The following is a 25,027-nucleotide window of genomic DNA, read 5'->3' as shown; positions in this document are numbered from 1 at the left end:
GGACGAGACGGAGCCGGAGGATGACCATGACCGCCACACCAGATCTCATGGGCGCGCACCAACCCGCCTGGCCGGATGCTGGCGCTCTGCGAGCAACAACCGGCACACTACGGTGGCTCCCACCGCTGGTCGAGCCGGAGGAGTGCGCCCAACTGCTAGACGACCTCGCGGCGGTCACACGCGGAGAGCGAGTTGTGCTGCAGGCTGGCGAATGCGCTGAGCTGTTTACAGATTCCTCACCGGTCCGGATCCGAGCGAAGGCCGACCAGCTGTATGAGCTCGGGACGCGGTTGCGCCGCACCGGACGCGCACCGATCCTTGTAGGTCGGCTGGCTGGGCAGTACGCCAAGCCGCGCTCCCGGCCGGTAGAGACCCGCGACGACGGCGTCGAGATCCCCGTCTACCTTGGCGACGCGGTCAATGGCCGGACGCCAACGGTGCAGGCCCGGCGACCCGACCCACAGCGGCTGCTGAACGCCTATGCACACGCTGCGCGGGGCCTGCGCACGCTGGCGACCGGACCGGCCACGTACACCAGCCACGAGGCGCTCCTGCTGGACTACGAGCGTGCGCTGCTGCGTCCGGACCCGTTCCGGGGCGGACGGTTCGCGTCCTCGGCTCACACGATCTGGATCGGTGAGCGCACCCGCGCTGTCGACGGCCCCCACATCGAGTTCGCCGCCGGCGTCACGAACCCGGTGGGAGTGAAAATCGGGCCGGGCGCTGCCCCGTCCGAAGTGTCGACACTCGTCGCCCGGTTGTCGCGGGGGCACCCACCGGGCCGGCTTAGCCTGATCGTGCGGATGGGCCCCCGGCATGTCGATGAGCAACTGCCGTCGATCGTCCGGGCGCTGGGGGAGGACGCGCCACGCGTCGTCTGGTTGTCCGACGCGATGCACGGCAACACTATCCGCTCGGCGACAGGGCTAAAGACCCAAGTGCTGAGTAAGATGATCGACGAGGTCGAACAGTTCTGTGCGGTGTTGCGGGCCCACGGGCTGCACCCCGGCGGCCTGCATCTGGAAATCACGCCGGACGACGTATGCGAATGCGTGAACGGCGACGCAGACTTAGCGACGGGACCAACAAGATATCGCTCAGCCTGCGATCCGCGATTAAACCCGAAGCAAGCGGATATACTTGTAGATCGATTTTCAGAGCTACTTTCTGACTGAGCCAGACTCTCGATCGACTGTGGTTAATGGCCCTCTGTCGGAACCCTAACAGTCGCAAGAGGTCGCCGCACAAGGAGGAAGATCCGCCATGAGTGCCCCGTCCGCCAAATCCGAGGTTGTGCGATTCGTCGGCGAGACCGTAGCTATTGCGCCGATGACATGGTCGCAGTTCGGAATGTGGGACGCGATCAAGAAATTCCGCCCCTACGACACATATTTGAACGTCAGTTTCCGGGTCAAGGTGCCGGATGGGCGCACGCTGGACGAAGTCATGACAGCCGTCCGCGACATGGTGGTGCGGCATGAAGGGTTACGGACACTCTACTACGACTCGCCGAATGGGACCGCAACGCAGGAGGTTGTCGGCGCGGGAGAGGTCGAGGTGCGGTTCGAGTACCCCACCGAGACGACGGCCGGATCGTTGGACGAGATGGTCATGCACCTGGCCGACCGCTCGTTTGATGTCGCTTCCGAACTGCCGTGCCGGTTCGCTGTCGTCCACGTCGAAGGGCGTCCATGCTGGTTGCTGGCCGTAGTTTCACACCTATCGATCGACGGGCTGGCTCGCAACCGGCTGGTTGAAGAGTTCACGGCACAATTGGCTGGTGACGACCACCGCGATGGCGAGCGGGAGGTCCTGACACCGGTGGAGCGGGCGCTGAGCGAGACGAGCCCGGACGGCGTCCGCAAGAACGATAGAGCAATCGCGCGGTGGCGGCGATTCGTCGAAACGAATGAGGTTACGAACTTCTCGAGGCAGTTGCATGGCGAGCGTGAACCGAGATGGCTACGTGCGGTAATGTTCTCTCCTGCCCTCGGCTTCGCCTTCGACAGGGTCGCCGCACGCAATAATGTTACGTCTCCGGCAGTCTACGTAGCATTATCGGCAGTCATGGTTTCGACATTGTCCGAGCGTTCCACGACTGTGCTTCGATGCATGGTTTCCAATCGATACACGGACGCCGAGAAGCGTTACATCGGCAATCTCTCGCAGGCCTGCGCGTTCGATGTGGAAGTAGCTGGCTCTGACTTCGACACGATCGTCCAACGCGCCATGTCGGCGAGCATCCGCGGATATTCGATGGGCTGCTACCGAGTCGACGAAATGGAACAGCTCGTCGACCCGTCCCTGTTCGACGCAATGCACAACGACTTCCGCGACGCCGCTGCCGCGTCGCGACCTGAGGAACTGCTGTCCGAGCCGGAGATCTACGCACTCACCTCGCGGACGGTCGTCGATCCACCACAGAGCCTGCGGTACTACGACGATAAATTCCACGTCGAGGTGCGCGGCGGTTTGGGCGGGCCGGCCCCAGCCGTCATGATCGATCGCTGCTTCCTTCCCTTCTCCGAGCCACGCAAGATCCTCCTCGCTATGGAGGCGTTCGCGCTGTCCGTGATCTCGGACAGCGGGCACCGCTCAGCCGTCGACCTGTTTCGTGCGGCCCTGGCCGACCCGGCTGGCCCCACCGACCGCAAGGAATCCGAATGACCGTGTCAAGCCGCGATAGCGGGTTGTGGTGCGGTGATGGTGAACATCCTCCGGTCACGCAGCAGGGCCCACAGGACGTCGACCAGGCGTCTGGCCAAGGCGAGCAGAGCCTGGGTATGAAGCATTCTTTCGCTGCGTTTGCGCTGGTAGAAGGCCCGGGACGGGCCATTGACCTTGAGGCTGGACAGTGCGGCCATGTAGAACACTCGCCGCAGGCGGCGGTTGTAGCGTCGTGGGCGACGCAGGTTCCCGCTGATCCGGCCGGAGTCCTGGGGCACCGGGACGAGTCCGGCGTAGGAGGCCAGCCGCCCTGGAGAGGTGAATCCGCCCAGTTCAGGGCCGACACCGCCGTGGGTGGCGGTGAGGAACTCCGCGCCCAGGATGGGTCCGAGACCGGGCAGCGACTCGATGATCGCCGCGTCCGGGTGGGAGCGGAACACGGTGGTGATCAGCTTGTCGGTGTCCTTGATCTCCCGGTCGAGTTCCAGCAGTCGTCGGGCCAGGCCGGCAACAAGGATCGCGGTCCGCGTCTCGCTGGGCAGTGCCACGGTCTGGGCGTGGGCGACCTCGACCGCGGTGGCGGCCATCGCAGCAATACCCGGTGCCCACGCCCGATGGGCACGCAGGTACTCGATCACCCCTGCCTCGCCGGCGTCCCGGAGGGCCTGGGGTGTCTGGAACCCGGTGACCAGCACCAGAGCGCTGCGGGTGGAATAGTCGAATGCCGCCTCGAGACCGGGAAAGATCGACCCGAGCAGGTCACGCAGCCGGTTGACCCCGCGCACCCAGTCGGCCATCAGGTCCTCGCGATGGGCCACGAGCCGGGCCAGTTCGGCAGTGGTCTCATCAGTGGCGGTGACCGTGGTGAGGTCGGCGCCGCGCATGCGGGCGGTCTCGGCGATGACCTTCGCGTCACGGGCGTCGGTCTTGGCCTCGCCCCGGAACACGCCGCTCATCCGGTCGACGACCCGACCGGGGACATAGACCACCTGCTGGTCGGCCGCGGTGAGGACCACCTGCAGCAGCGCCGCATAGCTGCAGGTCAGGTCGATGGCCCACCGCACGTCCTGGGCCGCTTCCGCAGCGCGGGCCAGCAACGCCTCGATCGCGGCCTGGTCGTTGCTGACCTTGCGGGAGAACACCACCTTGCCGTCGGTATCGATCGCGCACGCATGGTGCGTCCTCTTCCCGACGTCGATCCCGATCCAGATCACTGGCCGTTGCGCCACGCGCAGGCTCCTGTCGTTGCAGGTCACGCCCGTGGACAACCCGCCATCAGGTCCCTAATCAGCGACGGTCCGCACAGATCCGAATCAGTGGCCAGGCCTGTCCAGCACGACGGGGCGGCCATTCCTTCCGAGCCACCGAAGCGACAACACCTCATCAGCCACACCCCGTCGTCCCGGGCATCCGGGGCACCAACCCCGAACACCTACGACCTTAGGGACCTCTCATGACGAAAGACGCCGCGGCCGACCGGTCGGTGATTGCACTCAGGCTGACCGACTGACGAACCGTTTGCGCCACTTGCCCACCGTGGGCAGCGAGACCTTCAACTCGCGCGACACCTCACTGTTGGACAGACCCTGCTCGCACGCCAGCACGATCCGCGCTCGAGTCGCCAACGCCTGCGCGGTCTTGCCGCGTCGCGCCCATCCCTGCAACGCGTCCCGCTCAGGCTGTGTCAGCTCCAGCGCCGCCAATTTCGGTCCGCGGCCATCACCCATGCCGCACCCTAACAAACTGACAAACAATCAACGACTCAGGACAGCAGCTTCAGTGTTGCCACATGCAGGGTCTCCCGGTTGTGGGGCCGCCGGAAAGCAACTGCGGAACTGACGCAGTTGCTGATCCCCCTCGAGGTTCCGAACCCTGAGGTCCTTTCTCAGATCAAGTTCTATAAGGTGCGAGGATGGACCAACAGCCGGTAGCACAGTCGATCATGGCGCTAGCCGACCTCGCCACGCCTATGTCGGTACGCGTGGCTGCGACACTCGGCCTAGTGGAACACGCGGGAGACGAGGGAGCGACGGCCGAGCAACTCGCCGCCGAGACCGGCTCCTTCACCCCAGCCATTCGCTGCCTGCTCGACCACCTCGTGAGCGTCGGGGTGTTCGACCATGATCCAGAGACGGGCCTCTATTGGCCAACCAGCCTCGGCGCGCAAATGGGCGAAGATTCCTCAGCCGGGTTCAAGATCCTCCTGGATATCAACACCGCCGGTGGGCGTGGCGAGCTCGCCTTCGTCGATCTCCTGAAAACAGTTACCACGGGCGAGTCCGCCTACGTCAGCCGGTACGGACGCGAGTTCTGGGACGACTTGGCTGCCCACCCGCACCTGCGGCGCACCTTCGACGCCCAGATGAACTGGCGATTCCGGAAACAGGCGCCGCAGATTGCCGAACGCTTCGACTGGAGCCGCTTCTCCAAAATTCTAGACGTGGGAGGAGGAGATGGCATCGTGCTCGACGCAATCCTGCGCGCCCACCCCGGAGTGCGCGGCCAGGTCCTGGATCTCAAGCCGACCGCCGACGCAGCGGCCCGAAGGTTCGCGGCGGCTGGCCTTGAGGGCCGGGCGAGCGCCGTTCCGGGCAGCTTCTTCAATCCGCTACCCACGGGCGCAGACGTTTACCTGCTATCCGACATTGTGCACGACTGGGACGACGACCACGCCCGGCAAATCCTCGTCCGCTGCCGAGACGCCGCCGCGGACGACGCAGCGATCGTGCTGATCGAGCCGGTGCGAGGGCACGGTGCCAGCACCGGGATCGACCTGTTCATGTTGCTGTGCTTCGGTGGCCGGGAGAGAACTGTGGACGAGTTGACCCGACTCGCCGCCGAGGCCGGGCTGGAGACGCTCAACGTCGCACCAGTCGCGGACGGTCGGATGGCGCTGGAGTTCGCCATTGCGCCCGACGGCCATCGTTTCAGCTGACTCCCTGTCTGAGTAGCCGACTGGGTGATGATCGACCTACCACCCGACGAGGGGTTACCGTTCGCTCATGCACTACCGCCGGTTGGGACGCACCGGAATGCACGTCAGCCCTCTGTGTCTTGGGGCAATGATGTTTGGGTCTTGGGGTGAGCCTGATCATAAGACGTCGGTCAGGATTATCCATCGTGCGCTCGACGCGGGGATCAACTTCATCGATACGGCCGATTCCTACTCGCTGGGCGAGTCGGAAGCCATCGTTGGCAAGGCGCTGATCGCTGGTCGCCGCGACGACGTTGTGCTGGCGACGAAGTTCCATAACCCGATGGACGTGCCGATGGGTTGGCCCGGCGGCGACCCGAATAAGCGTGGCAACTCCCGCCGCTGGATCATTACCGCGGTCGAGAACAGCCTGCGCCGGCTGCGGACCGACTGGATCGACCTGTACCAGGTGCATAGACCCGACCACACAACCGAAATCGAGGAAACACTGTCCGCGCTGAGCGACCTGCAGCGCGCGGGCAAGATCCGCTCGTTCGGCTCCTCGACGTTCCCCGCTCACCAGACCGTCGAGGCCCAGTGGGTCGCGGAGCGGCGACAGCTGGGCCGGTTCGTCACCGAACAGCCACCGTATTCGATGCTCGCCCGCGAGGCCGAGGCCGACCTGCTTCCCACCGCGCAGCGTTACGATCTCGGTGTTCTGTCCTGGAGCCCGCTGGCCGGCGGCTGGCTCACTGGCGCGTACCGCAAGAACCAGGAGCGACCAGCCTCCCGCCAGCAGCAGTTGCTCCCCCGCCGCTACGATATGAACGATCCCGCCAACCAGCGCAAACTCGAGGCCGCCCACGCACTCGGCGAGCTGGCGGATGAGGCCGGGATCTCGCTGATTCACATGGCGCTGGCGTTCGTGCTCGCCCACCCGGCCATTACTGCACCAATCATTGGGCCGCGCACGATGTCGCACCTGGAGTCGCAGCTGGGGGCCGAGCACGTTACGTTGACCTCGGACATGCTCGACGCCATCGACAAGATCGTGCCCCCGGGCGTCACGTTCAACGGTTTCGACTCTGGATACGTGGCCCCCGAACTCACCGATGCGAGCCTCCGGCGTCGCTGACGATCTCGGCCGGACAGCGCGATATAGAACGGGCGACGGAACAGCCGAATCGGACTCTCGCCCCCCCCGGGGGGGCAGGAGAAATTCGATCTGTATTTTGCGTCAGCTGTCTGGAATCGCGTTCGTAGCAGCAGAATGGTACTCGACTTCAAGCTAAGGGAAGCACGGGCCGGTTTGACCGAGAGTGTGAGGTGAATCGTGGAACAGCCCCTGTCGTGCGTGAGTCCCGACGACACGAGATACGAGCAGCTAGCACGCCGGGGCTTTTCCCGGCGGGTAGGCGCGCCAGAGCACTTCTATCTTCCGGACACCGCGGAGCAGGTGTCGGAGGTGGTCGGCCGATCGTTTCGAGGTCAGAGACGACTGGCCATCCGAGGGGGCGGCCACTGTGCTGAGGGATTCGTTGACGTCCCCGAGATCGGGGTCGTTGTCGACCTCGCCAGAATGAGATCGGTTGCGTTCGACAGCGAACTGAGTGCGTTCTCGGTCGATGGTGGAGCGACCCTCGAGGACGTGAATCGCGAACTCTTCTTGGGGTGGGGAGTCACGCTCCCGGCCGGCTGGTGCCCGACCGTGGGCGTCGGCGGGCACGTCACCGCGGGCGGGTACGGCGTTCTCTCCAGGAGCCTGGGGCTCGTCGTCGATTACCTGTACGCGGTCGAGGTCGTCACGGTCAACGCAGACGGTCATCCCGAGATCATCTTGGCCACATCCGAACTGTTCGACCCAAACCGCGATCTGTGGTGGGCGCTCACCGGCGGCGGCAGCTCGTTCGGCGTCGTCACCCGCTACCTGTTCCGGGACAGGAATGCCACGGGCACGAGCCCAGAGCAGCTCCTGCCGCAAGCCCCGAGCCGAATGCTGCAATTCTCCTGCGAGTGGCCATGGGACGGGATCGACGAACCCCGCTTTATCCGGCTCGTCCGCAATCACGCCGAGTGGTGCTCCCGAAACGCGATCTCTACTCACTCGAACAGTCGGGTCTATTCCGATCTCATACTGAACACTCGCAACTTAGGATGCCACCGGATGATCGGGCAGATTCACGGCCCGGATGCCGGATCGTTACTAGAATCACTAATTGCCGAGATGAGTAACGGCATAGGAGCGCCCGCGCATGTCCACCGAAACTGGCTACCGTTCCTGACATCAACTCGCGGCGGCCAGGACAGTGGAGGGAACCACAGCCGCTTCAAGCTGAAGTCCGGGTACCGGAGTGAGGCTCTGGACGACCACCAGGTGCGAATCATATATCGCTATCTCGCGCGGTCTCCATACTCAGGATTCCACGGCTCGGTGAGCCAGAAGTCATATGGGGGGCGGATCAACGACACGCCCCCGCACGCCACGGCGACCGCGACACGGGACGCCACAATGCTAATTACGTACGTTGCGGAGTGGGACGAGGCGTCCGATGATGAGGCGAACGACGGGTGGGTCCGTCGGCTCTACGGTGACGTATACCGCCATAGCGGAGGCGTGCCGAGGGCGTCCGATGGAGCGTACATCGGATATGCCGACAAGGATCTCGCAGATCCGTCGCTCAACCACGGGGCGCCGTGGCATCAGCTCTACTTCAAGCACAACTTTCCCCGGCTGCAGGACGTCAAACGACGATACGATCTTCACGACTTCTTCAGGCACGGCCTGTCAGTCCCGCGGCTCGCCTAGTGAGCCGCTCCCGGCCGAGCGACGGACCGCGGGCCGCGAAGCACCGAGCCTGGACGAGGTCCTCCTCGATGGCGTCGCCGACGATGCCGACGCGCTCAACGACCGGATCACCGCGCTGCTCGGTGGGAGCATGTGACCACCGAGGGCCAGCTCCGTATCCAGCCCCCGCACCGCAGCAACCAGACCGGGCTTGCCGTTCTGCGGGGTCGACCTCGCCGCAGCCGACGACACCCTGCTGCTGTTGGCCCGCCTGCACACCGCCGACACTGCCGACCTGGTCCTCGACACTGAGCTCTTGCCAACCTGGTGTTCGGGCAGGTCAGCGGGCGGGTTGTCGATGGGAAACCCCTGTAGGTCGTTGGGCTGTGCAGAGCACCTCGGGAATCTGTGCAGACAACTTCAGAGAGTGACATCTCCGAACGTCTTTCCGGGTCGTGCTGTTCAAGAAATCGTCCAGTAAGTCGGTCTGCCCACTTATGCGGGTGGGAGCCGATTGCTGTACAGCCGGGGGATGAGCTACCGCTCGAAGAGCTCTCCCGCGAGGTACAGGTCCCAGTCGGTCTCCTCGAGGCCGTGGCTGCCCGAGCGAAGGTGGTAGCTCATCCCCGGGCCTCGAAATCCCTTGTTCTCGGTCGGCGGCCAGCTCCTAGACGTCAGCCCGGTGTCGCCAAGGCCATACAGCTCGTAGACCGGTTCTGCGCCGAGGTAGGACAGGAACTCGCCCTCGGGGTCGGCGTTGCCGTCGTCGGAGGCGCTACCGACCACGACCCGGCCGGGTGCGATGAGGGCCAGGAGCTGGTTCTGCTCGACCGGGAGTGAGGCGGCGTTGCCTGCGTAGCGGCGGTAGGTTTCGGGGAACCAGTGAGGGAACTGCTCGGTGATCGCGGAGATGGACTCGCCGCTGTCGTCGCGTCGGGCCAGTTTGGCGCCGGTGGAGCCGGAGTTGTTGGAGATGACCACGGGGAAGCGGGTGTCCTGGGCACCGGCCCAGAGGGCGGCCTTGCCGCCGCGTGAGTGCCCGATGACTGCGACCTTGCTGGGGTCGATGTCGGGGTCGGTCTCGAGGTAGTCCATGGCTCGCCTGGCGCCCCAGGCCCAGGCGCTGATCGTGCGCCCGGCGTCGGAGGGCAGGTCCTGACCGGCGGGGTAGAAGGCATTGATCACGCCCTCGCGGTAGCTTCCGGCGTCGTCGGGGGCGACCTCCTCGGCGTTGAGGGCAGCGAAGGCGTAGCCGGCCTCGAGGATCTTCGCGGTCGGTGCGTAGCCGGACGATGATCCGGGGTCGTCGCCGACTGAACCTCGATGATCGATCAGTAGGAAGGTGCCCTTCGGGGTGCCGCTGTCGGGCACGAACAGCCTCAGGGTGAAGCTCGCCGATCCCGTGGGACCGGTGACGGTGATGGTGACCGTCTTCGCGGATGCCCCGCTGTCACCACCATCGAAAGTGACCGTCTCCGGGGCGGGCAGGCTCTGGCCGTAGACGTGTTCCCGGAATGCCTCCAACAGCTCGGGACGTCGTTGCTGCTCCCAGCTCTGCACGTCGTCGACCTGGTCGCCGCCGTCGAGGACTAGCGGGTTCGGGGCTTGTGTGTCGCTGGCCGGGGAATCGTCGTCCTGTGAGTCGTTGTCTTGGCTCGGTGCGGTGGGGACCTTCCAGCCCGCGGCGCGCTCGAGTGCCACAGGGGACCCGGTAGCGAGGGTGATGGAGGGAGTGCAGAGCACTGCCGCGGCCAGTAGCGCCGCACTGCACGCCCGCCCCACGACCACGCTGCGACGGCCCAGGGCTGCCGCGGGTTGCTGCTGTGGGCTGGCCATGGCTTTAGGTCCTTCGCTCGCTGTGCGGGGATCCGGTGCGGTAGCCGCGGTCGTCGATCGGGATCGCGGTGCCGTCGCGCAGCGTGGCGACGTCGGCATCGATCTGGGTGCTGTCGGGCCGCTGGGTGACGTCGACGGCGTGGGCGACGAAGCAGCGGACGCCTCGGTGGATTGCCAGTACCTGCCCGGAGGGCAGCTCGCGGATCTGTCCGGGGCGCATCACCGGGACGGTTTCGGTGCTGTAGCTGTGGCGTTCCCGGCTAAACAGCCCGTCGGCGTGGCTCTGGCGGCGGGTGCGTTCGTAGGTTCCGCAGATGTCGGACAGCCACTGCAGGGTGCGGTCGTCTTTGATCCCGCCCCAGGCGGTGAGGGTGGTGGTGTTGTCGCGCACCTCGCGCTCGCCGACGGAGCCGAAGAGCCGTTCGAGCTGGGCGAGGGACTGCGCGGCCCAGGTGGATCACGACTCCTCGTCCCGCGGCGTCGGAGATGACCTCAGCCAACCGTGGGACCGGGGTGCCGTTGGCCAGCTCGTCGAACACCACGGTGACTGGCGGGTCGACCCGCCGCGCCGGTAGTCATTGGCCATGTCCTGCGCGGTGCGCAGGAAGTGTTCGGCCAGCGCGGTCAAGACCGGCACGGCCTCCGCGGCTTGCTGTTGGTCGGCGATGAGGAACAGCGAGCCGCCCTGGCCGATGAACCTGCGTACATCGAGACCACGTCCGCGGGCCGGGCTCAGCAGCTCCCGCACTCGCGGGTCGGTCCAGGCTCCGACGACGCGGCGCACCGACATCCACACCGCCGACGCGGTGTTGCGCGACGTTCGTCGTGTCCATGTCGGTGACGTCCGCGATGTTCACCGTGCGACATGAGTAGCCCCGCCGGGCTGGGTGCCGGGCGGGGCTGGTGGTCAGGTTGTCGCGGTGGTGGTCATTCTGTCGTCACCTCCGTCACGGCGGTGCGTGCGCTGGACTCGTCGACGATGGTCTTGTCGGCGGCGTAGGCGGCCAGCAGCGACTGCAGCGCGAGGTTGTTGACCGCCCTTGGCGCGCCGCGGCTGGTGGTGTGGATCAGTGAGACGGCGTCGTCGGAGAACAGTGTGTCCGAGCGGCCGACCAGTGTGAGGTGGTGGCGAAGGTAGCTGACCGTTTCGTCGCCGGTCATGCCGCCGAGGTGGTAGCGCACTGCGATGCGCTGGTCGAGCGCGGCGAGCATCCCGAGCTTGATCTTGCGGCGGAGGGTGGGTTGGCCGACGAGCAGGCAGGCCAGCGGGCTGCTGGAGTCCATGTCGTGGTTCGTGAGCATCCGCACCCCCTCGAGTTGCTCGTGGGAGAGCTGGTGGGCTTCGTCGAGGACCACGACGGGGACACGGCCCCGCTCGGCGTACTCGGTGGCCAGCGCGTCGAGGGCTTGCGGGATCAGGGTGGCCCGGTGCGGGCGGGGAACCCCGCCGAGGGCGGTGACGATGGCGTGCTGGATCCCGCGGGTGCCGACGTCGGGGTTGCCGAGGTAGATGACGATGTGGCGGGCGGGGTCGATGCCGGCCAGCGCGGCGCGGACCGCGACGGTCTTGCCGACCCCGACCTCGCCGGTGATCACTCCGAGGGCGTGTTCGCCGATGCACCACTGGATGCGGGCGACCGCTTCGCCGTGGGCGTGGTGACGATGCAGCATTCCCGGCGCGAGGTCACGGCCGAATGGGGTGCGGGAAAATCCGAAGTAGCCGCTGAGCTGGTCAATCATCCTGAGTCTCCTGCGCCTGAAGTTCCGGGATGGTGAGTTCGACTGATTCTGGTTCGACCGGCGTATTGGAGTGGTGGCGCTCGAGCAGAGCGCTGTAGTTGATACGACCTTCGAGCCGTTCGGTGTGGGTGGTGTCGATCAGCCGTAGGTAGTCGATCCCGGTCGGTTCCAGGGTGGTGTCGGGGATTTCGGGGCGGGCCTTGGGGTGGGCGTGGCGCCCGATGTGGTGGGCGACCGCGGTCCCGAACTCGCGCCCGGAATAGCGCACCACCAGTTCGGTGAGATCGAACGGGTCGAACACCAGCTCGACCTTGCGCCCGACCAACAGTTCGTCGACCTGGTAGGTGTTGCCGTGCAGCGAGACCGTGGCCGTCTTGGCCACGGTGCGGTGCTCGGACCACAGGAACGCCTCGCGCAGCTGCGCGGGGGTGGGCCGCGGCAACGGGGAAGCCAGCCCGTCGAGCCAGCGCGCCATCGGCGCGACCCCGCGGTCTCGGAGTGGGTGCGGGGGTGGTACTCAGTCTCGACCCAGGCGGTGAACAAGCGGTTGAGCTCGGCCAGATCGGCGATCTCGGCGGCCCGATCGGGAGTGATCTCGACGAGGAACTGCTCCCGGACGGTGCGGAAGAAGCGCTCGATTTTTCCCCTGCCTTGGGGTCGGCCCGGGGTGGAATGGACCAGCTTGATGCCGAGGCTGGCACAGCCGCGCAGCAGCCACGAGTCGACAAACGCTGAACCATTATCGACATAAATGCTTTCGGGGACTCCGCGCGAGGCCAGCGCCGGGCGTAGCGCCGCCGCGAGCCGCACGGTGTCCTCGGAGAACCCGAACCGGGCGGCCATCACCGCCCGGCTCCGGTCGTCCAGGAACGCGAACAGGTAGACCTTGTGCCCGGCGATCTGCGGGCCGTGCAGTGCGTCGCCGACCCAGAGCTCGTCGGGACGGTCAGCCTCGAAGCGCCCGAAGGCCGCCGGGGCCGCGGTGAGCCGCTGCTCGTGGCCGGCCTCGTCGACGATCAGTCCCAGCTCGAGGCGTTCGAAGTGGCGCTGCAGGGTGCGTTCGTTGGGGGCCCAACCGGACTGGGCGCGCAGGATCCGGGTGATCTGTGCGGCGGTGCGGCCCGGGTTCTCCCGCTTGAGCGCCGCCGCCGTCGCGAGCACCTCGGGCGGGGTCCGGGCAGTGACCTTGGCCGGCTGGGGCACCAGCGCTTCGAACCCGCCGACCCGCCAGGCCCGGACCCACCGGTCGATGGTGTGCCGGGTGACCTGCACCGGCTCGGCGAACGGGCCCGGATGCGCCCGTTCGGCCAGCTCGCGCACCAGCTTCCCGCGCTGGCGCGCGGTCAGCGTCGGGTCGATCACCTCCTGGATCAACTCGTAGCGAAACAGCGCCACCCGCCGGGCCCGCTCGGCTCGGCGGCGTGCGTCGTTGTCGGTTTGGCTCACCGATCACTCCTCTGTCGCGGTCGAAGATCGTCCGCGCGGAGCGTCGTGGCCGGAGTGATCACCTCACCAGGGGCATCTGGTGTTGATCGACTCCGTCGAGCTCGGCGGGGCCAGCAGCCGCCCGGACGTCACCGCGCCGGCCAGCTCCCACGGCGACAACCCGTCCACCGTCGCGGCCCAGCGCCGGGTCACCGCTGCCGCCGCGGCCAGCAGCGCCGCGACCGCATCCCCCGTCCCGGACGAGGCCGGATCGGGCATCGCGGCCAACGGATCCAGCGCCGCCGCCAGCGCGGTGAACTCCACGCGCAGCCCCTCGGCCCGGGCCCGCCACCGGCGCAGCCAGCCGCGCACCGTTCCCGCCGCCCGACCTACCCGCTCGGCGACCCGTCGGTGCCCCCACCCGGTCGCGGCCAGCGCCAACGCCGCGCCGATCACCGCCACCAGATCCGCGCGCCGGGCCAGCACCCCCACCGGCAACAGCACGTGCGTGGTGCCGCAGCCCGAACACCGCGCCCGACGCGGCCGCAGCCGCCACCCGAGCGCACCCGTCCCGCGCAGCACCCGCGCCCGGGCATGCCCCCACGGCCGCAGCCGACCCCCACACCGGCACTCCAGCCGACCGGCCACCAGCCGGGCTTCAACCTCTACGACGTTCTTGCCTACCGTGACCACGGGCGCCTCCCGCGCGCCTGAGGTGGCCCTCCCGGGACTGGCTGGTACCCCGACCGGGAGGGCCCACCGCCTCCACCGACGGCCCGACATGATCACGCTGTCGTCGCACACCAACGCCATCGGGCCCCGCACCCGCCCCCACCGCGTCGTCACCGCGAACGACGGACCCCGCTCAACTCGTGGTCACGAGGAGCGTCGGCGAACAACCCGGTTGCGCATCACTGCCACCCTTCTCGCGGCAGGCGAGGTCGAGTTCGGCTTCGTCCGCGATCGGGTGGGACTGACCGACTCGGCCCTATCCAAACAGCTCAAGGCGCTCGCCACCGCTGGCCTGACCACCTCGCGGCGGGAACCGAGCGGCGCGGTCCGCCGAACGTGGGTCCGCCTCACCACCGAAGGCCGCCAGCAAACCAGCGCCCGCATACGGTGAGGTGTCCATGTGCGGGACCAGTTCCTTGATCTTGTCCGGACTGATCACATCGGAGTCGACGCCCTGCATCTTGTTGACCTCGGCCCGCCACCGCATCGTCCGCAACGAAGAGTCGTTGTGCGCCAACGTCATATGCCCGCGCTGGGAGAACATCACGTTGAAGTTCAGCTCCGCGGCCAGATGCTCGTAGAGCTTCACCGACCGGTCGTAGAACCGCACACCCTCCGGGGTCAGGTAGTTCGACCGCAAGATCGCGGTGTTCCGCCCCGACCCGCCGCTGCCGATATAGGACTTCTCCAGCACGGCGACGTTGGTGATGCCGTGGTTGACCGCCAGGTAGTACGCGGTCGCCAAGCCGTGCACACCACCACCGACGATCACCACGTCGTAGCTGTCGGCCAGCTCGTGCTCACGCCAGACCCGCGGCCACTCCCCACCCAAGAGCCCCTTCTGGAACAGGCTCCACGCGGAGTAGCCGCGCAGCTTGCCAGCTCCATCGGCGTGGGACGAGACGTGGCCGTTGCTGGAGATGGCCATGGAACTTCCTCCTGAGGAAACGGCCGGTCGGATGAGGTCGCCGTAGTCGTACCGAGTTGCAGCCGGGCCCGCGTGGGGCCTCCCGTGCAACTCGGGCAACAGCCACCCGCTCATCAAGGTGCGATCTTAGAACCATTAACGAGGCAACACCCAAAGCAGCTCGATGTCAACCCCGTCACACCCGCCGGTCCCGTGGTGCTCGAACACCGTAAGAGCTCGCGCGGAATGATCACGGGTTGGTAGCTGAGGTGTGTCCGGTGACATGGACGGGCACGGGGCCTCCGATCATGAAGGTGCTTACGCTTCGTGATCATCTGGAGGCTCCGTGCCCGCCCTGCCATCATGGCTGACCGAGCCCTTGTGGGACCAGTTCGCCGCACTGCTGCCTAGCCGGGAGGAATTCGTGCCCACTCATCCGTGGGGGTGTCACCGCCGCCGGATCGCCGATCGGATCGTGTTCGACAAGCTCCTGCAGGTGCTGCGGTTCGGCTGCTCGTATCAGGGCGTCGCCGACAGAACCTGCTCAGCGAGCACCCTGCGGGCGCGGCGCGACGAGTGGATCCGGCTCGGGGTCTTCGCCCAGCTGCGCCGGATCGCCCTGGACGCCTACGACCGCATCGTCGGTCTGCTGCTTCACGACGTTGCCGTCGACGGCGCCATCACCAAGGCCCCCGGCGGTGGTGAGGTCGCCGGTCCGTCGCCGGTTGACCGGCGCAAACTGGGCATGAAGCGCTCAGTGCTCGTCGAGGGCCATGGCATCCCGCTGGGCCGAGTTCTGGCCGGGGCCAACCGGCACGACTCCCCACTGCTGGGCCCCACCCTCGACCACCTCGGTGCTCTCGGACCGCTGCCCGACGAGATCACCGTGCATCTCGACGCCGGCTACGATTCGGGCAAGACCCGCGACAAGCTGGCCGAACGAGGTCTGCGCGGCGAGATCGCGCACAAGGGTAAGAAGGCGCCGGTCCAGGCCACCCGCCGCTGGCACATCGAGCGCACGAACGCCTGGCACAACGGCTTCAACCGGCTGCAGCGCTGCTACGAACGCCGCGAAACCGTCCTCGACGCATTCTTCGACCTCGCCGACACGATCATCACACTCCGTAGCCTGATCCGGCAGAGGCCTGGATCACCCACCGCTGGGACACCCGACCTACCCGACGCCCGTGACCACCAACCAATCCGCGCGAGCTCTAAACTCGGCGGCCATCGCCTCGGCGATGGTGCCGTCTGCGAGCCCCTCCGCCCGGTCACCCACGATCTCCCCCGTGGGTCCAGTGGCGAGTCGGGTCTGTAGGTAGGCGGCGAGGTGGGGCTGTGCCCTCGCCGTGTCGAAGACGACGAGGGCGGCCCGAAGTGCTCGACGAACTGCTGATGGGCCCTGGTCGCCAGCTCGACCGCGCGTTCACGCAGCACCGAGTTACGGTAGACCCTCTCGGGACACTGCGCGACCCGGTCGGCCGCGACGGCCAGGGCCTGGTCGCGTTCGTCCGGGCGATACACCATCATGCTTGCGTTAGCGGGCCGATCATGTCCGGGATCCCGGCTAGCGTGGGTTCGAGCAGCGGCGAGTCGATGACAGGGCCGAGGTCGGGCACGGTCATGTACCAGGGCGGCGATCACATGATCGAATACGACCCGGTCCGGGACCCTTGCGACGGTGGCACCCCCAGGGATGGGTCGGGGAGAACTCGGGCCGCTCGGGGACTTGTCCCGGTTCCGGCACGAGTTCTACACGTCGTTCACGGCGCGGGCCGATGCGCTGGTGGAGCTGACCGAGGCGGTGCTCTGCGCTGATGGGCCGGTCACGACGCTGGTCGAGCTGACGCTGGTGGCCGAGCACCGGCGCGGGCACGGGGCGGTGTACGACGCGCTCAACCGTGGCCGGGTCGAACCCGAGCGGATCTGTAGGCCGCTGGCGTCGTTGCCGCTGCCGTGGGCCACCGAGGGGTGGATCGTGCTCGCCGTGGATGTCAGGATTATTTGTCACGATGTCGGGCGGCTGTCACTGTTCGTTCCGCCGCTTGACGCATCGGCCCTCTGAGGTGACCTGGTCTCCCCATCACTCGAAAGAGGGGCCATGTCTGCACAGCAGGAACCGGGCACGTTGTCCCGCCGCTCGATGCTGCGCGCGACCGCGCTAGCCGGACTCGGCATCGGTGTTGTCGGAACCGTCGGCACGGTCGCCACTTCAGCCGCGTTCGCCCAGTCGCTGCGCCCCGGCGTCGGCTACGGCTCGGTCCTCGCCGACCCGCGCAAGGTGCTCGCGCTACCGCGCGGGTTCCGCTACACTGTGGTTGCCGAGGCGGGTATTACGAGACTGACCGACGGCGGCGAGCCCACTCCCAGCGACACCGACGGCACCGCCGCTTTTCCCCGGGGTAGCGGCTACACCCTGATCAACAACCACGAGATCAGCGGCAAGGAGCCTCACCGGGTCCCGAACCGGGACGGTCTTACCTACGACGCGGCGGCTGGCGGCGGCACCACGAATATCGAGGTCAGCCAGAACGGCGAGCGCGTCGGCGAGTACGTGTCCGTCGCTGGCACCCACAACAACTGCGCCGGCGGTGTCACGCCCTGGGGCACCTGGCTGACCTGTGAGGAGACCGAGGTCAAAGCCGGTACGAACGGCTTGACCAAGGACCACGGCTTCTGCTTCGAGGTCAGTCCGGTCGGCCCGGAGAACAAGGGCAACAGCCCCAGCCCGCTCAGGTTCCTGGGTCGATTCGCGCACGAGGCCGTCGCTGTGGATCCGCGCACCCGGATGATCTACCTGACCGAGGACGCAGCGCGGCCGAACGGCCTGCTCTACCGCTGGGTCCCGCCGGATGGGTTCCGCGGCACGAAGTGGGAGCTGCAGGGGCTAAGCGACACCGCCGGACGGTTCCAGGCCATGCGCGCGCTGGACGGCGACAGGCACGTCGGCGACCTGTCCGAGGCCACACGGCCCGGCACCACCTACAAGGTCGAGTGGACCGACGTCCCGGACCGGCTCGCCGCCTCGGTATCCACCCGCAACCAGCTGTCGGCCGACTGGATCACCCGCAGCCGCAAGTTCGAGGGCGCGTGGTGGGGTGTGACCGGCGTCTACATCGTCGCTAGCTATGCCCGCCACGCAGACAGTAGCGTCAACGAGCACGACGGCCAGATCTGGTTCCACGACCCAGTCTGCCAGACGCTCACCCTCAAAGCGCTGTTTCCGGTCAACAGCACACCGGCCGAGGACGGCACGAACTATGATGGCCCGGACAACATCACCGTGTCGCCGCACGGCGGGGTGATTATTGCCGAGGACGGCATGGGTGTCCAGCATCTGGTCGGTGTGGATGCGTTCGGCGCGGCGTACACGCTGGCCCGCAACGACCTCAACAACAGCGAGTTCGCTGGGCCGACGTTCAGCCCAGACCGGCGGTGGCTGTTCGCCGGCATCCAGACTCCCGGCCTGGTGCTGGCGATCACCGGGCCGTGGCACCCGACTGGCCCACCCGGGATCATCCGGCCGTAGGCTCGATGCCGGACAAGCCCATGGGAACCAAGACTCGTCCCCGATCAACCCTGCTCGACAGCGCCCGCGTCTTCCCGCCCGACCTCGTCGCGATGCGCCGCCTGGGACTGTTCCAAGGTTGGTGTTTTCGGCCCGACACGCCGGGCTGAGGTCCGGCGAGATGGGCACGGACAGTGATGACATCGGACCTTGTGGATCCAAGCGAGGGTGACCCGAAGCTTGCTCGGCAGGCGTCGGCGGAGTGTGCCGCTGCGGCGGCGATGGTGGCCGAGGCGAAGGCGCGCGGGCTGGCGTTGACCGGCCCGGACGGCCTGTTGAAGCTGTTCGCCAAGAATGTTTGGGAAACGGCGCTGAACGAGGAGATGACCGAGCACCTCGGGCACGACAAGAACCGGGCCGCCCCCGGCCGGGAATCTACCAACGTGCGGAACGGGTCCCGCTCGAAGACGGTTCTCTCGGATGCCGCGGGTGACGTGGAGATCGACGTTCCGAGAGACAGGGCCAGCACTTTCGAGCCGCAGATCGTGAAGAAGCGTCAGCGGCGCCTCACGGATGTCGACGAGGTCGTGTTGTCGCTGTATGCGAAAGGAATGACGACCGGGGAGATTTCCGCACATTTCGCTGACTTCTATGGGGCGGCGGTGTCGAAGGAGACGGTCTCGCGGATCACCGACAAGGTCGTCGCCGAGATGAATGACTGGGTCGGCCGGCCGTTGGATTCGGTGTACGCCGCGGTGTTCATCGACGCTGTCCACGTCAAGGTCCGGGACGGTCAGGTGGCCAACCGGCCGGTCTACGCCGCTATCGGCGTCACCGTGGACGGCTGCAAGGATGTGCTGGGGCTGTGGACGGGCGTCGGCGGTGAGGGCGCGAAGTTCTGGATGAGCGTGCTGGTCGACCTGAAGAACCGCGGCGTGCGTGACGTGCTCTTCCTGGTCTGCGACGGCCTCAAAGGGCCCGGCAGGCGGTGCGAACACGCTGCAGCCCGCCCGGTGATCGCCCCGGAAACCATCGTCGACTCGTCGGCGCAACCGGGCCACGGTCCCGGTCGAGCGGTCGGTCTCCTCGTCGATGGCCTGGCGGGTGGCCTCCACGACCCGCCTGTCGAGCCGGGCCCCGGGCGCCGCCGACGCTCGGGCCACACGCTGATCCACCAGGCCCCACAGCCCGTCACGCTCGTAGCGGTGCCGCATCGAGCAATCGTCAAGATCTGTGGGTGAAGATCTTTAGGCGGCTTCCGGTTGGTGGTGGTCGTCGGGTCGTTCGACGAGCTGGCCGCCGGTGAACGTGGCGCCGGCGCGGACGAGTGCCACCAGGTACGGGCCGTTCACCGCGCGCCAGCGGTCCTGGGCGGCCTCGATCAGCTTGAACGCCATCGCCAGCCTGGCCGCCCGGGATCCCGGCCCCTTCGGGATCTTCGTGCGGTGCCGGACGGTGGCGAAGGTGGACTCGATCGGGTTGGTGGTGCGTAGGTGCTGCTAGTGCTCGGCCGGGTAGTCGTAGAATTCCAGCAGCTGGTCGAGGTCATCGGTGATCTTGGAGACCGCCTTGGCGAACTTCGCCCCGTAGGCGGCCTCGAAGGACTTCACGGCGTCGAGGGCGTAACGGCGGTCCTCGGCGTTCCAGATCTCGGCCAGCGCCTTCTTCGCCCCAGGGTGGGCGGAGCGCGGCATGGCGCCGAGCACGTTGGCGATCTTGTGAAACCAACACCTCTGCTCCCGCGTGGCCGGGAAGACCTCGCGCAGCGCGCCCCAGAACCCGAGCGCCCCGTCGCCGATCGCGAGTACCGGGGCCCGCATGCCGCGCCGTGCGCAGTCGCGCAGCAGGTCTGCCCACGACTCGGTCGACTCGCGGTAGCCGTCAGCGAGAGCGACGAGTTCCTTGCGACCGTCGGCGCGGACCCCGATCAGCACGAGCAGACACAGTTTGTGTTCTTCGAGGCGGATGTTGACGTGGATCCCGTCGGCCCACTGGTAGACGTAGTCCACTCCGGACAGGTCGCGGGCGGCGAAAGCGCGTTGCTCGGCCTTCCAGGTCTCGGTCAGCTTGGTGACTGTGGCCGCGGAGAGCCCGGCCGTGGAGCCGAGGAACTGCCCCAGCGCGGGTACGACGTCCCCCGAAGACAGGCCGTGCAGGTAGAGCAGCGGAAGCACCTCGGTGATCTTCGGGGTGCGCCGGCACCACGGCGGCAGGATCGCCGAGGAGAACCGGCGTCGCTGCCCGGTGTCGGGATCGATGCGCCGATCGTTCACCCGGGGTGCGCTCACCTCGACCGCTCCGGCCGAGGTGAGCACGTCGCGGGGCTGGTGGGAACCGTTGCGTACCACCAGCCGGCGACCGTGCTCGTCGCGCTCCCCGGCGTGGCGGGCGATGTAGCCGTCGACCTCAGCCTGCAACGCCTCGGCCAACATCCGGCGGGCGCCCTCGCGGACCAGTTCGTCGATCACGGCCGGGCGGTGCTCACGGCGGGACTCGTCGCCGCCATCGGGTTCGGGAACTACTGTGAGCACGGGTCGTACCCTTCCGGCCGGCGTTTGCGCGCCGGCCTTGCTTAAGGACCGTCAAGATCACCGGGAGGGTACGACCCCTCCCCGGCCATCCACAGGTCTCAAGCATTGCTCGCCGGTGAACCGCGATACGAAGTCGCCGAGTCGTTGTTCTGGCGGCGCCGTCGGTCCGTCGAGTTGACCAGCGTCGTCTTCGTCCGCGATGGTGCGCTGGCTTGACGGGTGGGGCGACTCGGGCCGCTGCCGCCGCTACGCGACAGCAGCTCTGGTCCAGTGCATCCTACTTCGGCTGCTCGGCGTCTACAGACGACGCCTCAGCCGTCGCTTCAGTGGTCGGAGTGGGGGCCTTGGTGAATTTCAGACCGACGATGCAGCTGATCAGGATGGTCAGCACGACGGCCTTGGCCGCGGTGAACTGCTCGCCGCCAGTCACCATGGCGTAGGCGACGGTGAGCACGGCGCCGATCCCGATCCAGACCGAGTACGCGACGCTGACCGGGATACGACTCATCGCAAGCGCCAATCCGATCATGCTCAGGGCCAGGAAGACCACGAAGACCACCGTCGGGGCCGGCCTGCTGAACCCATCGGACTGTCCGAGTGCGGTCGCCCAGACTGCCTCGAACACTGCGCTGACGACCAGGATGATCCAGCTCATCACGACACGACCTTGAGCGCGACGACGCTGCCGACCAGCCCGGCGAGCAGGATCGCCTTCATTGGTGTGGCCGTCTCCTTGCCGCGGAAGATCGCCCATCCGGCGGTCAACACGGCGCCGACGCCGACCCAGACCGCGTACGACGTACCGGTGGGCAGGCTCTGCATTGCCACGGCAAGACCGATCATGCTGAACACGAGCGCGACAGCGAAGACGATCGTCGGTTTGCGACGCTTGAATCCGTCCGAGGCCGACAGTGCTGTCGCCCATACCGCCTCGAGGACGCCGGACGCGATTAAGATGCCCCAAGCCATCATGAACTCCCTGAACCAGTCTTGTCGCTGCGCGGGTACTGGTTCACCTCGTCCGCAAGACTTCTCCAGCCTTCGCGGTAAAACGTAGCAAGTCAGAGTCGAGTAAGCGCTCCGTGGTGACCGAAGCCTCCAGCGTGTTCATGCGGCTGTGGCTGCGGCGGCGCTCGAGTTCGCCCGCGTCTGGCCCATGCGAGGCGCTGGATTCCGGCCGGAGCCGTAAGCGGACCGCTGCGAGGGTCGCCGTAACCGCAGTCACACCCGGGCGGTCCCGCGCGACGGGTTCCGGCCGACCGGCTAGTACTCCAGCCGTAGATCGTTGTGGATGTTCGGAGTCGTTCTGACGCTGGTAGTGGCTGGATCGGGAGTGCTGTTGGTGTCGTCGCCGCCATCGCGACCAGGCCCACGGGCAGGTCAGCTGGCGGGCTGGTTCGATGACGAGCCGGACGAGCAGGTGCCGGATCTCGTTGCAGGTCAACGTGATCAGACCTGGAGGACGTGGGTTGTAGCCGGTGTCAGCGGCGATGACGGCGAGCAGGGCATGAGCGAGCATGACCAGCAGCGTCCAGCGCTGCCAGGAGGTCCAGCGGCGCACCTGGTGCTCGTCGAGGCCGGTAAGTCCCTTGCCGGTCTGGAAGGCTTCCTCGATGACCCAGCGGCGTCCGGCGACGCGGACCAGTTCGCGCAGCGGCACCATCTCCGGGCTGTAGCAGCGGTAGAACGCCAGCTCCCCGGTGCGCCGGTGGCGGCGGATCAGCAGCGACCAACGCCGAGAGTCGAGGGGGTCGTCGCGCAGTGCGGGGTCGGTGTGGTCGATCCATGCCCACTCGTAGTGGCGCTCACCCTTGGCCCCCGCGCCGGCGGAGAGACGTTGCCAGGCTTGCCGGGGCTGCTCGGCGGCCAACCGGTCGGCGCGGATCGGGCCGGCCGCGGTCGGGATCCGGCGGTCACAACCGATGGCCAGCACGTAGCCGATCCCAGCGAGTTCGCACTCGGCGCGTAGGTCGGGGTCAGCGCCGTAGACCTCGTCCCCGGCGACCCAGCGGGCCGCGACACCGGCGCGCAGAGCCCGGGTCAGCATCCCGGCCGCGAGTGCGGGCTTGGTCGCGAACTCGATCTCGTCCGGCACCCCGGCCTGCTCGAGCCGCTCGGGATCCTCGGTCCAGCAGCGTGGCAGGTAGAGTTCGCGGTCGATCATGGCGTGGCCACGGGTGGCGGCGTAGACGAGGTAGACCGCGACCTGGGCGTTCTCGATCCGTCCGGCCGTGCCGGTGTACTGGCGCTGGACCCCGACCGTGGCTTTGCCCTTCTTCAGGTCGCCGGTCTCGTCGACCACCAGCACCGCGTCGGTGTCGGCGAGCCGTCCGGTGACGTAGTCGCGCAGGTCATCGCGGACGCCGTCGGTGTCCCACTTCGCTCGGCCCAGGAAGTACTGCATGCCGTGTGGATCGGTGTCGCCGGCGTGTTCGGCGATGCTCCAGCAGTTCTTGCGCGGCAGCTCCGCGAGCAGCCCGAACAAGAACCCGCGGGCCCGGCGGCGGGTCTCTACCCGAGGAAACCGCCCCGCGACCCGATCGAGGAGCCGGTCGGCCTCCGCAGACCACCAGTCGGGCTCTACCCTGTGGCTCACGGCCACCGCTTGATCTTCAGATGTCGACACAACGGACGAGGATCACGCGGTGGCCGTCCCACGTCTGGGACCGCCACGCCGCAAGATCACGACTTACGGCTGGAGTACTAGCCACCTGCCTGCTTGGCGTAACGATCGAGGATGGGCCGGGATTCTCAACTGAGGTTCCCCCGCTTTGGCGGAGTGTCTGAAGACTGGTTCGATCTTGAGGGCCAGGAAGGAAGGCACTGGTGGCTGCACCGAAGAAGTACCCCGATGAGCTGCGGGAACGCGCGGTTCGGCTGTATCGGGAGTCCGACCCTCGCCCGACGTTCCGTGGGCTCGCCGAGCAGCTCGGGGTGCATCACGAGGCCCTGTGCAACTGGGTGCGGCAGGCCGAGGCCGACGACGGCGAACGTGACGACCGGCCGAGCACCGACATGGTCGGTGAGAACCGCCGGCTCGCGCGCGAGAACGCCGAGCTGCGGCGGGTCAACGAGGTCCTGCGCGCGGCGAGCGCCTATTTCGCCAGCGAGATCGGCCTGACCCGGAGGTGGTCATGAGCTTCGTCGACGCCCATGACTTCCCCGCCGGTCTCGTACTGCGGGTCCTCGGCGTGCCGGTCTCGACCTACTACGACTGGCGCGCCCGCCGCGCCGCCCCGCCGCAGCGTGAGCTCGACGACGCCGTGCTGCTCGAGCAGATCGTGAAGATCCGCTCGGTCAACGAGTTCGCCACCACCTACGGCTCCCCGCGGGTGTGGCTGGAGCTACGCCGCCAGGGCGTGCACGTGGGCCGCAAGCGGGTCGAGCGGATCATGCGCACCCACGGGCTGCAGGGCGCGCACCTGCGCCGCGGCTGGAGACACGGCTCCACCCGCCAGAACCCGTCACATCGCCCGGCGCCGGACCTGCTCGAACGCGACTTCACCGCGACCGCGCCGAACCGCGTCTGGGTCGCCGATCTGACCCGGATCGTCACCGGTGAGGGAGTGCTGTGGCTGGCCAGCGTGCGGGATGCCTTCTCCAACCGGGTCGTGGGCTGGGCCACCGACCCGCGAGCCACCACCGCGCTGGTGCTCACCGCGCTCAACCACGCCCTGCGCTCACGGGACCTACGACCCGGGCAGTTGATCTTCCACAGCGACAAGGGAGCCCAGTACACGGCGCTGCGGTTCACCCAACGCCTGGTCGACGCCGGGGTCGCACCCTCAACCGGATCCACAGGGGACAGCTACGACTGTGAGACTGGTGTTCGTCGCCTGGTCGGTCTGATCCGTGCTTACGACTGGCCCTCTCGGTGCCCTGGCGTTGATCTGTCGGCCGACTGGGCGACACCGCCACTGGTGGCGCACCGAGCGGGCAGTGACCTCATAGGAGCCTGATCTCAGCAGGTCCCATCACAGTC

Annotated in this window: 16 protein-coding genes, 10 pseudogenes and 1 riboswitch; of the genes and pseudogenes, 12 read left to right on the top strand and 14 right to left on the bottom strand. The window is 67.3% G+C overall.

What is annotated here, in order from left to right:
* Nucleotides 1–20: 20 nt before the first annotated feature.
* Entirely contained in the window at nt 21–1,175 is a 1,155-nt protein-coding gene (locus AD017_RS32755) for a 3-deoxy-7-phosphoheptulonate synthase (RefSeq protein ID WP_227013412.1), read from the top strand.
* Between the two features lie 88 nt (nt 1,176–1,263).
* A complete protein-coding gene (locus AD017_RS32750) occupies nt 1,264–2,667 on the top strand; it encodes a condensation domain-containing protein (RefSeq protein WP_060577567.1) in 1,404 nt (467 codons plus the stop codon).
* Between the two features lie 5 nt (nt 2,668–2,672).
* On the opposite strand, the gene AD017_RS32745 is transcribed toward AD017_RS32750, so the two are convergent.
* Both AD017_RS32745 and AD017_RS34185 read right to left on the bottom strand, forming a co-directional pair.
* Entirely contained in the window at nt 2,673–3,896 is a 1,224-nt protein-coding gene (locus AD017_RS32745; protein ID WP_060572134.1) for an IS110 family transposase, read from the bottom strand.
* Between the two features lie 276 nt (nt 3,897–4,172).
* A pseudogene (locus AD017_RS34185) lies at nt 4,173–4,394 on the bottom strand (helix-turn-helix domain-containing protein); the annotation flags it as partial.
* A 185-nt stretch (nt 4,395–4,579) separates the two neighbouring features.
* Between AD017_RS34185 and AD017_RS32740 the strand changes: the two are divergent.
* The 3 genes from AD017_RS32740 to AD017_RS32730 all read left to right on the top strand — a co-directional run bounded on the left by AD017_RS32740 (nt 4,580) and on the right by AD017_RS32730 (nt 8,387).
* Nucleotides 4,580–5,602: a methyltransferase gene (locus tag AD017_RS32740; protein ID WP_060577566.1), complete on the top strand. Its 1,023-nt coding sequence runs from the start codon at nt 4,580–4,582 to the stop codon at nt 5,600–5,602.
* Between the two features lie 67 nt (nt 5,603–5,669).
* Entirely contained in the window at nt 5,670–6,716 is a 1,047-nt protein-coding gene (locus AD017_RS32735) for an aldo/keto reductase (protein WP_060577565.1), read from the top strand.
* A gap of 198 nt (nt 6,717–6,914) precedes the next feature.
* Nucleotides 6,915–8,387 carry an FAD-binding oxidoreductase gene (locus AD017_RS32730; protein WP_060577564.1) on the top strand — a complete coding sequence of 491 codons (1,473 nt, stop codon included), beginning with the start codon at nt 6,915–6,917 and terminating at the stop codon, nt 8,385–8,387.
* 516 nt (nt 8,388–8,903) lie between these two features.
* Here AD017_RS32730 and AD017_RS32725 read toward each other — a convergent pair.
* From AD017_RS32725 to AD017_RS32700, 6 genes and pseudogenes are all read right to left on the bottom strand, one after another.
* Complete coding sequence (locus AD017_RS32725; RefSeq protein WP_227013410.1) at nt 8,904–10,067, bottom strand: S9 family peptidase; 1,164 nt, start codon at nt 10,065–10,067, stop codon at nt 8,904–8,906.
* Between the two features lie 139 nt (nt 10,068–10,206).
* Nucleotides 10,207–10,641, bottom strand: a pseudogene (locus tag AD017_RS32720) (TraM recognition domain-containing protein); the annotation flags it as partial.
* Between the two features lie 18 nt (nt 10,642–10,659).
* The gene (locus AD017_RS32715) at nt 10,660–10,950 is read right to left on the bottom strand and encodes a hypothetical protein (RefSeq protein ID WP_145982869.1); all 291 of its coding nucleotides are present in this window, start codon (nt 10,948–10,950) and stop codon (nt 10,660–10,662) included.
* Between the two features lie 179 nt (nt 10,951–11,129).
* Nucleotides 11,130–11,942 (bottom strand): ExeA family protein, encoded by an 813-nt coding sequence (locus AD017_RS32710; protein WP_060573909.1) that lies wholly within the window; start codon nt 11,940–11,942, stop codon nt 11,130–11,132.
* Nucleotides 11,935–13,388: pseudogene (locus AD017_RS32705) on the bottom strand (DDE-type integrase/transposase/recombinase). Before AD017_RS32705 ends, AD017_RS32710 begins: the two are co-directional and overlap by 8 nt.
* 63 nt (nt 13,389–13,451) lie before the next feature.
* Nucleotides 13,452–13,871: a helix-turn-helix domain-containing protein gene (locus AD017_RS32700; RefSeq protein ID WP_202968842.1), complete on the bottom strand. Its 420-nt coding sequence runs from the start codon at nt 13,869–13,871 to the stop codon at nt 13,452–13,454.
* A 277-nt stretch (nt 13,872–14,148) separates the two neighbouring features.
* On the opposite strand from AD017_RS32700, the gene AD017_RS34180 reads away from it, so the two are divergent.
* Nucleotides 14,149–14,490, top strand: coding sequence for a transcriptional regulator (locus tag AD017_RS34180; protein ID WP_082399725.1), 342 nt, complete (start codon nt 14,149–14,151; stop codon nt 14,488–14,490).
* Here AD017_RS34180 and AD017_RS32695 read toward each other — a convergent pair.
* A pseudogene (locus AD017_RS32695) lies at nt 14,458–15,027 on the bottom strand (FAD-dependent oxidoreductase); the annotation flags it as partial. The gene AD017_RS34180 and the pseudogene AD017_RS32695 overlap by 33 nt on opposite strands.
* A gap of 325 nt (nt 15,028–15,352) precedes the next feature.
* Between AD017_RS32695 and AD017_RS32690 the strand changes: the two are divergent.
* Nucleotides 15,353–16,197, top strand: a pseudogene (locus AD017_RS32690) (IS5 family transposase).
* A gap of 428 nt (nt 16,198–16,625) precedes the next feature.
* Here the strand turns inward: AD017_RS32690 and AD017_RS37665 are convergent.
* A pseudogene (locus tag AD017_RS37665) lies at nt 16,626–16,735 on the bottom strand (IS5/IS1182 family transposase); the annotation flags it as partial.
* On the opposite strand from AD017_RS37665, the pseudogene AD017_RS32685 reads away from it, so the two are divergent.
* The 3 genes and pseudogenes from AD017_RS32685 to AD017_RS32675 all read left to right on the top strand — a co-directional run.
* Nucleotides 16,703–17,029 (top strand): annotated as a pseudogene (locus AD017_RS32685) (transposase); the annotation flags it as partial. The pseudogenes AD017_RS37665 and AD017_RS32685 overlap by 33 nt on opposite strands.
* A 78-nt stretch (nt 17,030–17,107) precedes the next feature.
* Entirely contained in the window at nt 17,108–18,535 is a 1,428-nt protein-coding gene (locus tag AD017_RS32680) for an alkaline phosphatase PhoX (RefSeq protein ID WP_060577559.1), read from the top strand.
* A 176-nt stretch (nt 18,536–18,711) separates the two neighbouring features.
* A pseudogene (locus tag AD017_RS32675) lies at nt 18,712–19,491 on the top strand (IS256 family transposase); the annotation flags it as partial.
* A gap of 270 nt (nt 19,492–19,761) precedes the next feature.
* Here AD017_RS32675 and AD017_RS32670 read toward each other — a convergent pair.
* From AD017_RS32670 to AD017_RS32655, 4 genes and pseudogenes are all read right to left on the bottom strand, one after another.
* Nucleotides 19,762–21,045 (bottom strand): annotated as a pseudogene (locus AD017_RS32670) (IS256 family transposase).
* Nucleotides 21,046–21,322: 277 nt separating this feature from the next.
* Nucleotides 21,323–21,700, bottom strand: a complete 378-nt coding sequence (locus AD017_RS32665) for a multidrug efflux SMR transporter (RefSeq protein WP_060577633.1) — start codon at nt 21,698–21,700, stop codon at nt 21,323–21,325.
* Nucleotides 21,700–22,014: a multidrug efflux SMR transporter gene (locus tag AD017_RS32660; protein WP_060577632.1), complete on the bottom strand. Its 315-nt coding sequence runs from the start codon at nt 22,012–22,014 to the stop codon at nt 21,700–21,702. The genes AD017_RS32665 and AD017_RS32660 overlap by 1 nt, the downstream gene beginning before the upstream one ends.
* A 9-nt stretch (nt 22,015–22,023) precedes the next feature.
* A riboswitch (guanidine-III (ykkC-III) riboswitch) is annotated at nt 22,024–22,090 on the bottom strand.
* 261 nt (nt 22,091–22,351) lie between these two features.
* Nucleotides 22,352–23,641, bottom strand: a pseudogene (locus tag AD017_RS32655) (IS701 family transposase); the annotation flags it as partial.
* A 230-nt stretch (nt 23,642–23,871) separates the two neighbouring features.
* Between AD017_RS32655 and AD017_RS32650 the strand changes: the two are divergent.
* Both AD017_RS32650 and AD017_RS32645 read left to right on the top strand, forming a co-directional pair.
* Nucleotides 23,872–24,183, top strand: coding sequence for a transposase (locus AD017_RS32650; protein ID WP_060577558.1), 312 nt, complete (start codon nt 23,872–23,874; stop codon nt 24,181–24,183).
* A complete protein-coding gene (locus AD017_RS32645; RefSeq protein WP_145982858.1) occupies nt 24,180–25,004 on the top strand; it encodes an IS3 family transposase in 825 nt (274 codons plus the stop codon). The genes AD017_RS32650 and AD017_RS32645 overlap by 4 nt, the downstream gene beginning before the upstream one ends.
* Nucleotides 25,005–25,027 lie beyond the last annotated feature (23 nt).

Origin of the sequence: Pseudonocardia sp. EC080619-01 (assembly GCF_001420995.1) — a bacterium.
Taxonomy (GTDB): Bacteria; Actinomycetota; Actinomycetes; order Mycobacteriales; family Pseudonocardiaceae; genus Pseudonocardia.
The sequence above is the reverse complement of the archived record's forward strand: the minus strand, read 5'-3'. Positions and strand labels throughout refer to the sequence as shown.

Bases quoted from the DNA above. Each gene is read 5' to 3' on its own strand.
- AD017_RS32755 (WP_227013412.1), top strand. From the start codon at position 21: ATGACCATGACCGCCACACCAGATCTCATGGGCGCGCACCAACCCGCC.
- AD017_RS32750 (WP_060577567.1), top strand. From the start codon at position 1,264: ATGAGTGCCCCGTCCGCCAAATCCGAGGTTGTGCGATTCGTCGGCGAG.
- AD017_RS32740 (WP_060577566.1), top strand. From the start codon at position 4,580: ATGGACCAACAGCCGGTAGCACAGTCGATCATGGCGCTAGCCGACCTC.
- AD017_RS32735 (WP_060577565.1), top strand. From the start codon at position 5,670: ATGCACTACCGCCGGTTGGGACGCACCGGAATGCACGTCAGCCCTCTG.
- AD017_RS32710 (WP_060573909.1), bottom strand. From the start codon at position 11,942: ATGATTGACCAGCTCAGCGGCTACTTCGGATTTTCCCGCACCCCATTC.
- AD017_RS34180 (WP_082399725.1), top strand. From the start codon at position 14,149: ATGATCACGCTGTCGTCGCACACCAACGCCATCGGGCCCCGCACCCGC.
- AD017_RS32680 (WP_060577559.1), top strand. From the start codon at position 17,108: ATGTCTGCACAGCAGGAACCGGGCACGTTGTCCCGCCGCTCGATGCTG.
- AD017_RS32665 (WP_060577633.1), bottom strand. From the start codon at position 21,700: ATGAGCTGGATCATCCTGGTCGTCAGCGCAGTGTTCGAGGCAGTCTGG.
- AD017_RS32660 (WP_060577632.1), bottom strand. From the start codon at position 22,014: ATGGCTTGGGGCATCTTAATCGCGTCCGGCGTCCTCGAGGCGGTATGG.
- AD017_RS32645 (WP_145982858.1), top strand. From the start codon at position 24,180: ATGAGCTTCGTCGACGCCCATGACTTCCCCGCCGGTCTCGTACTGCGG.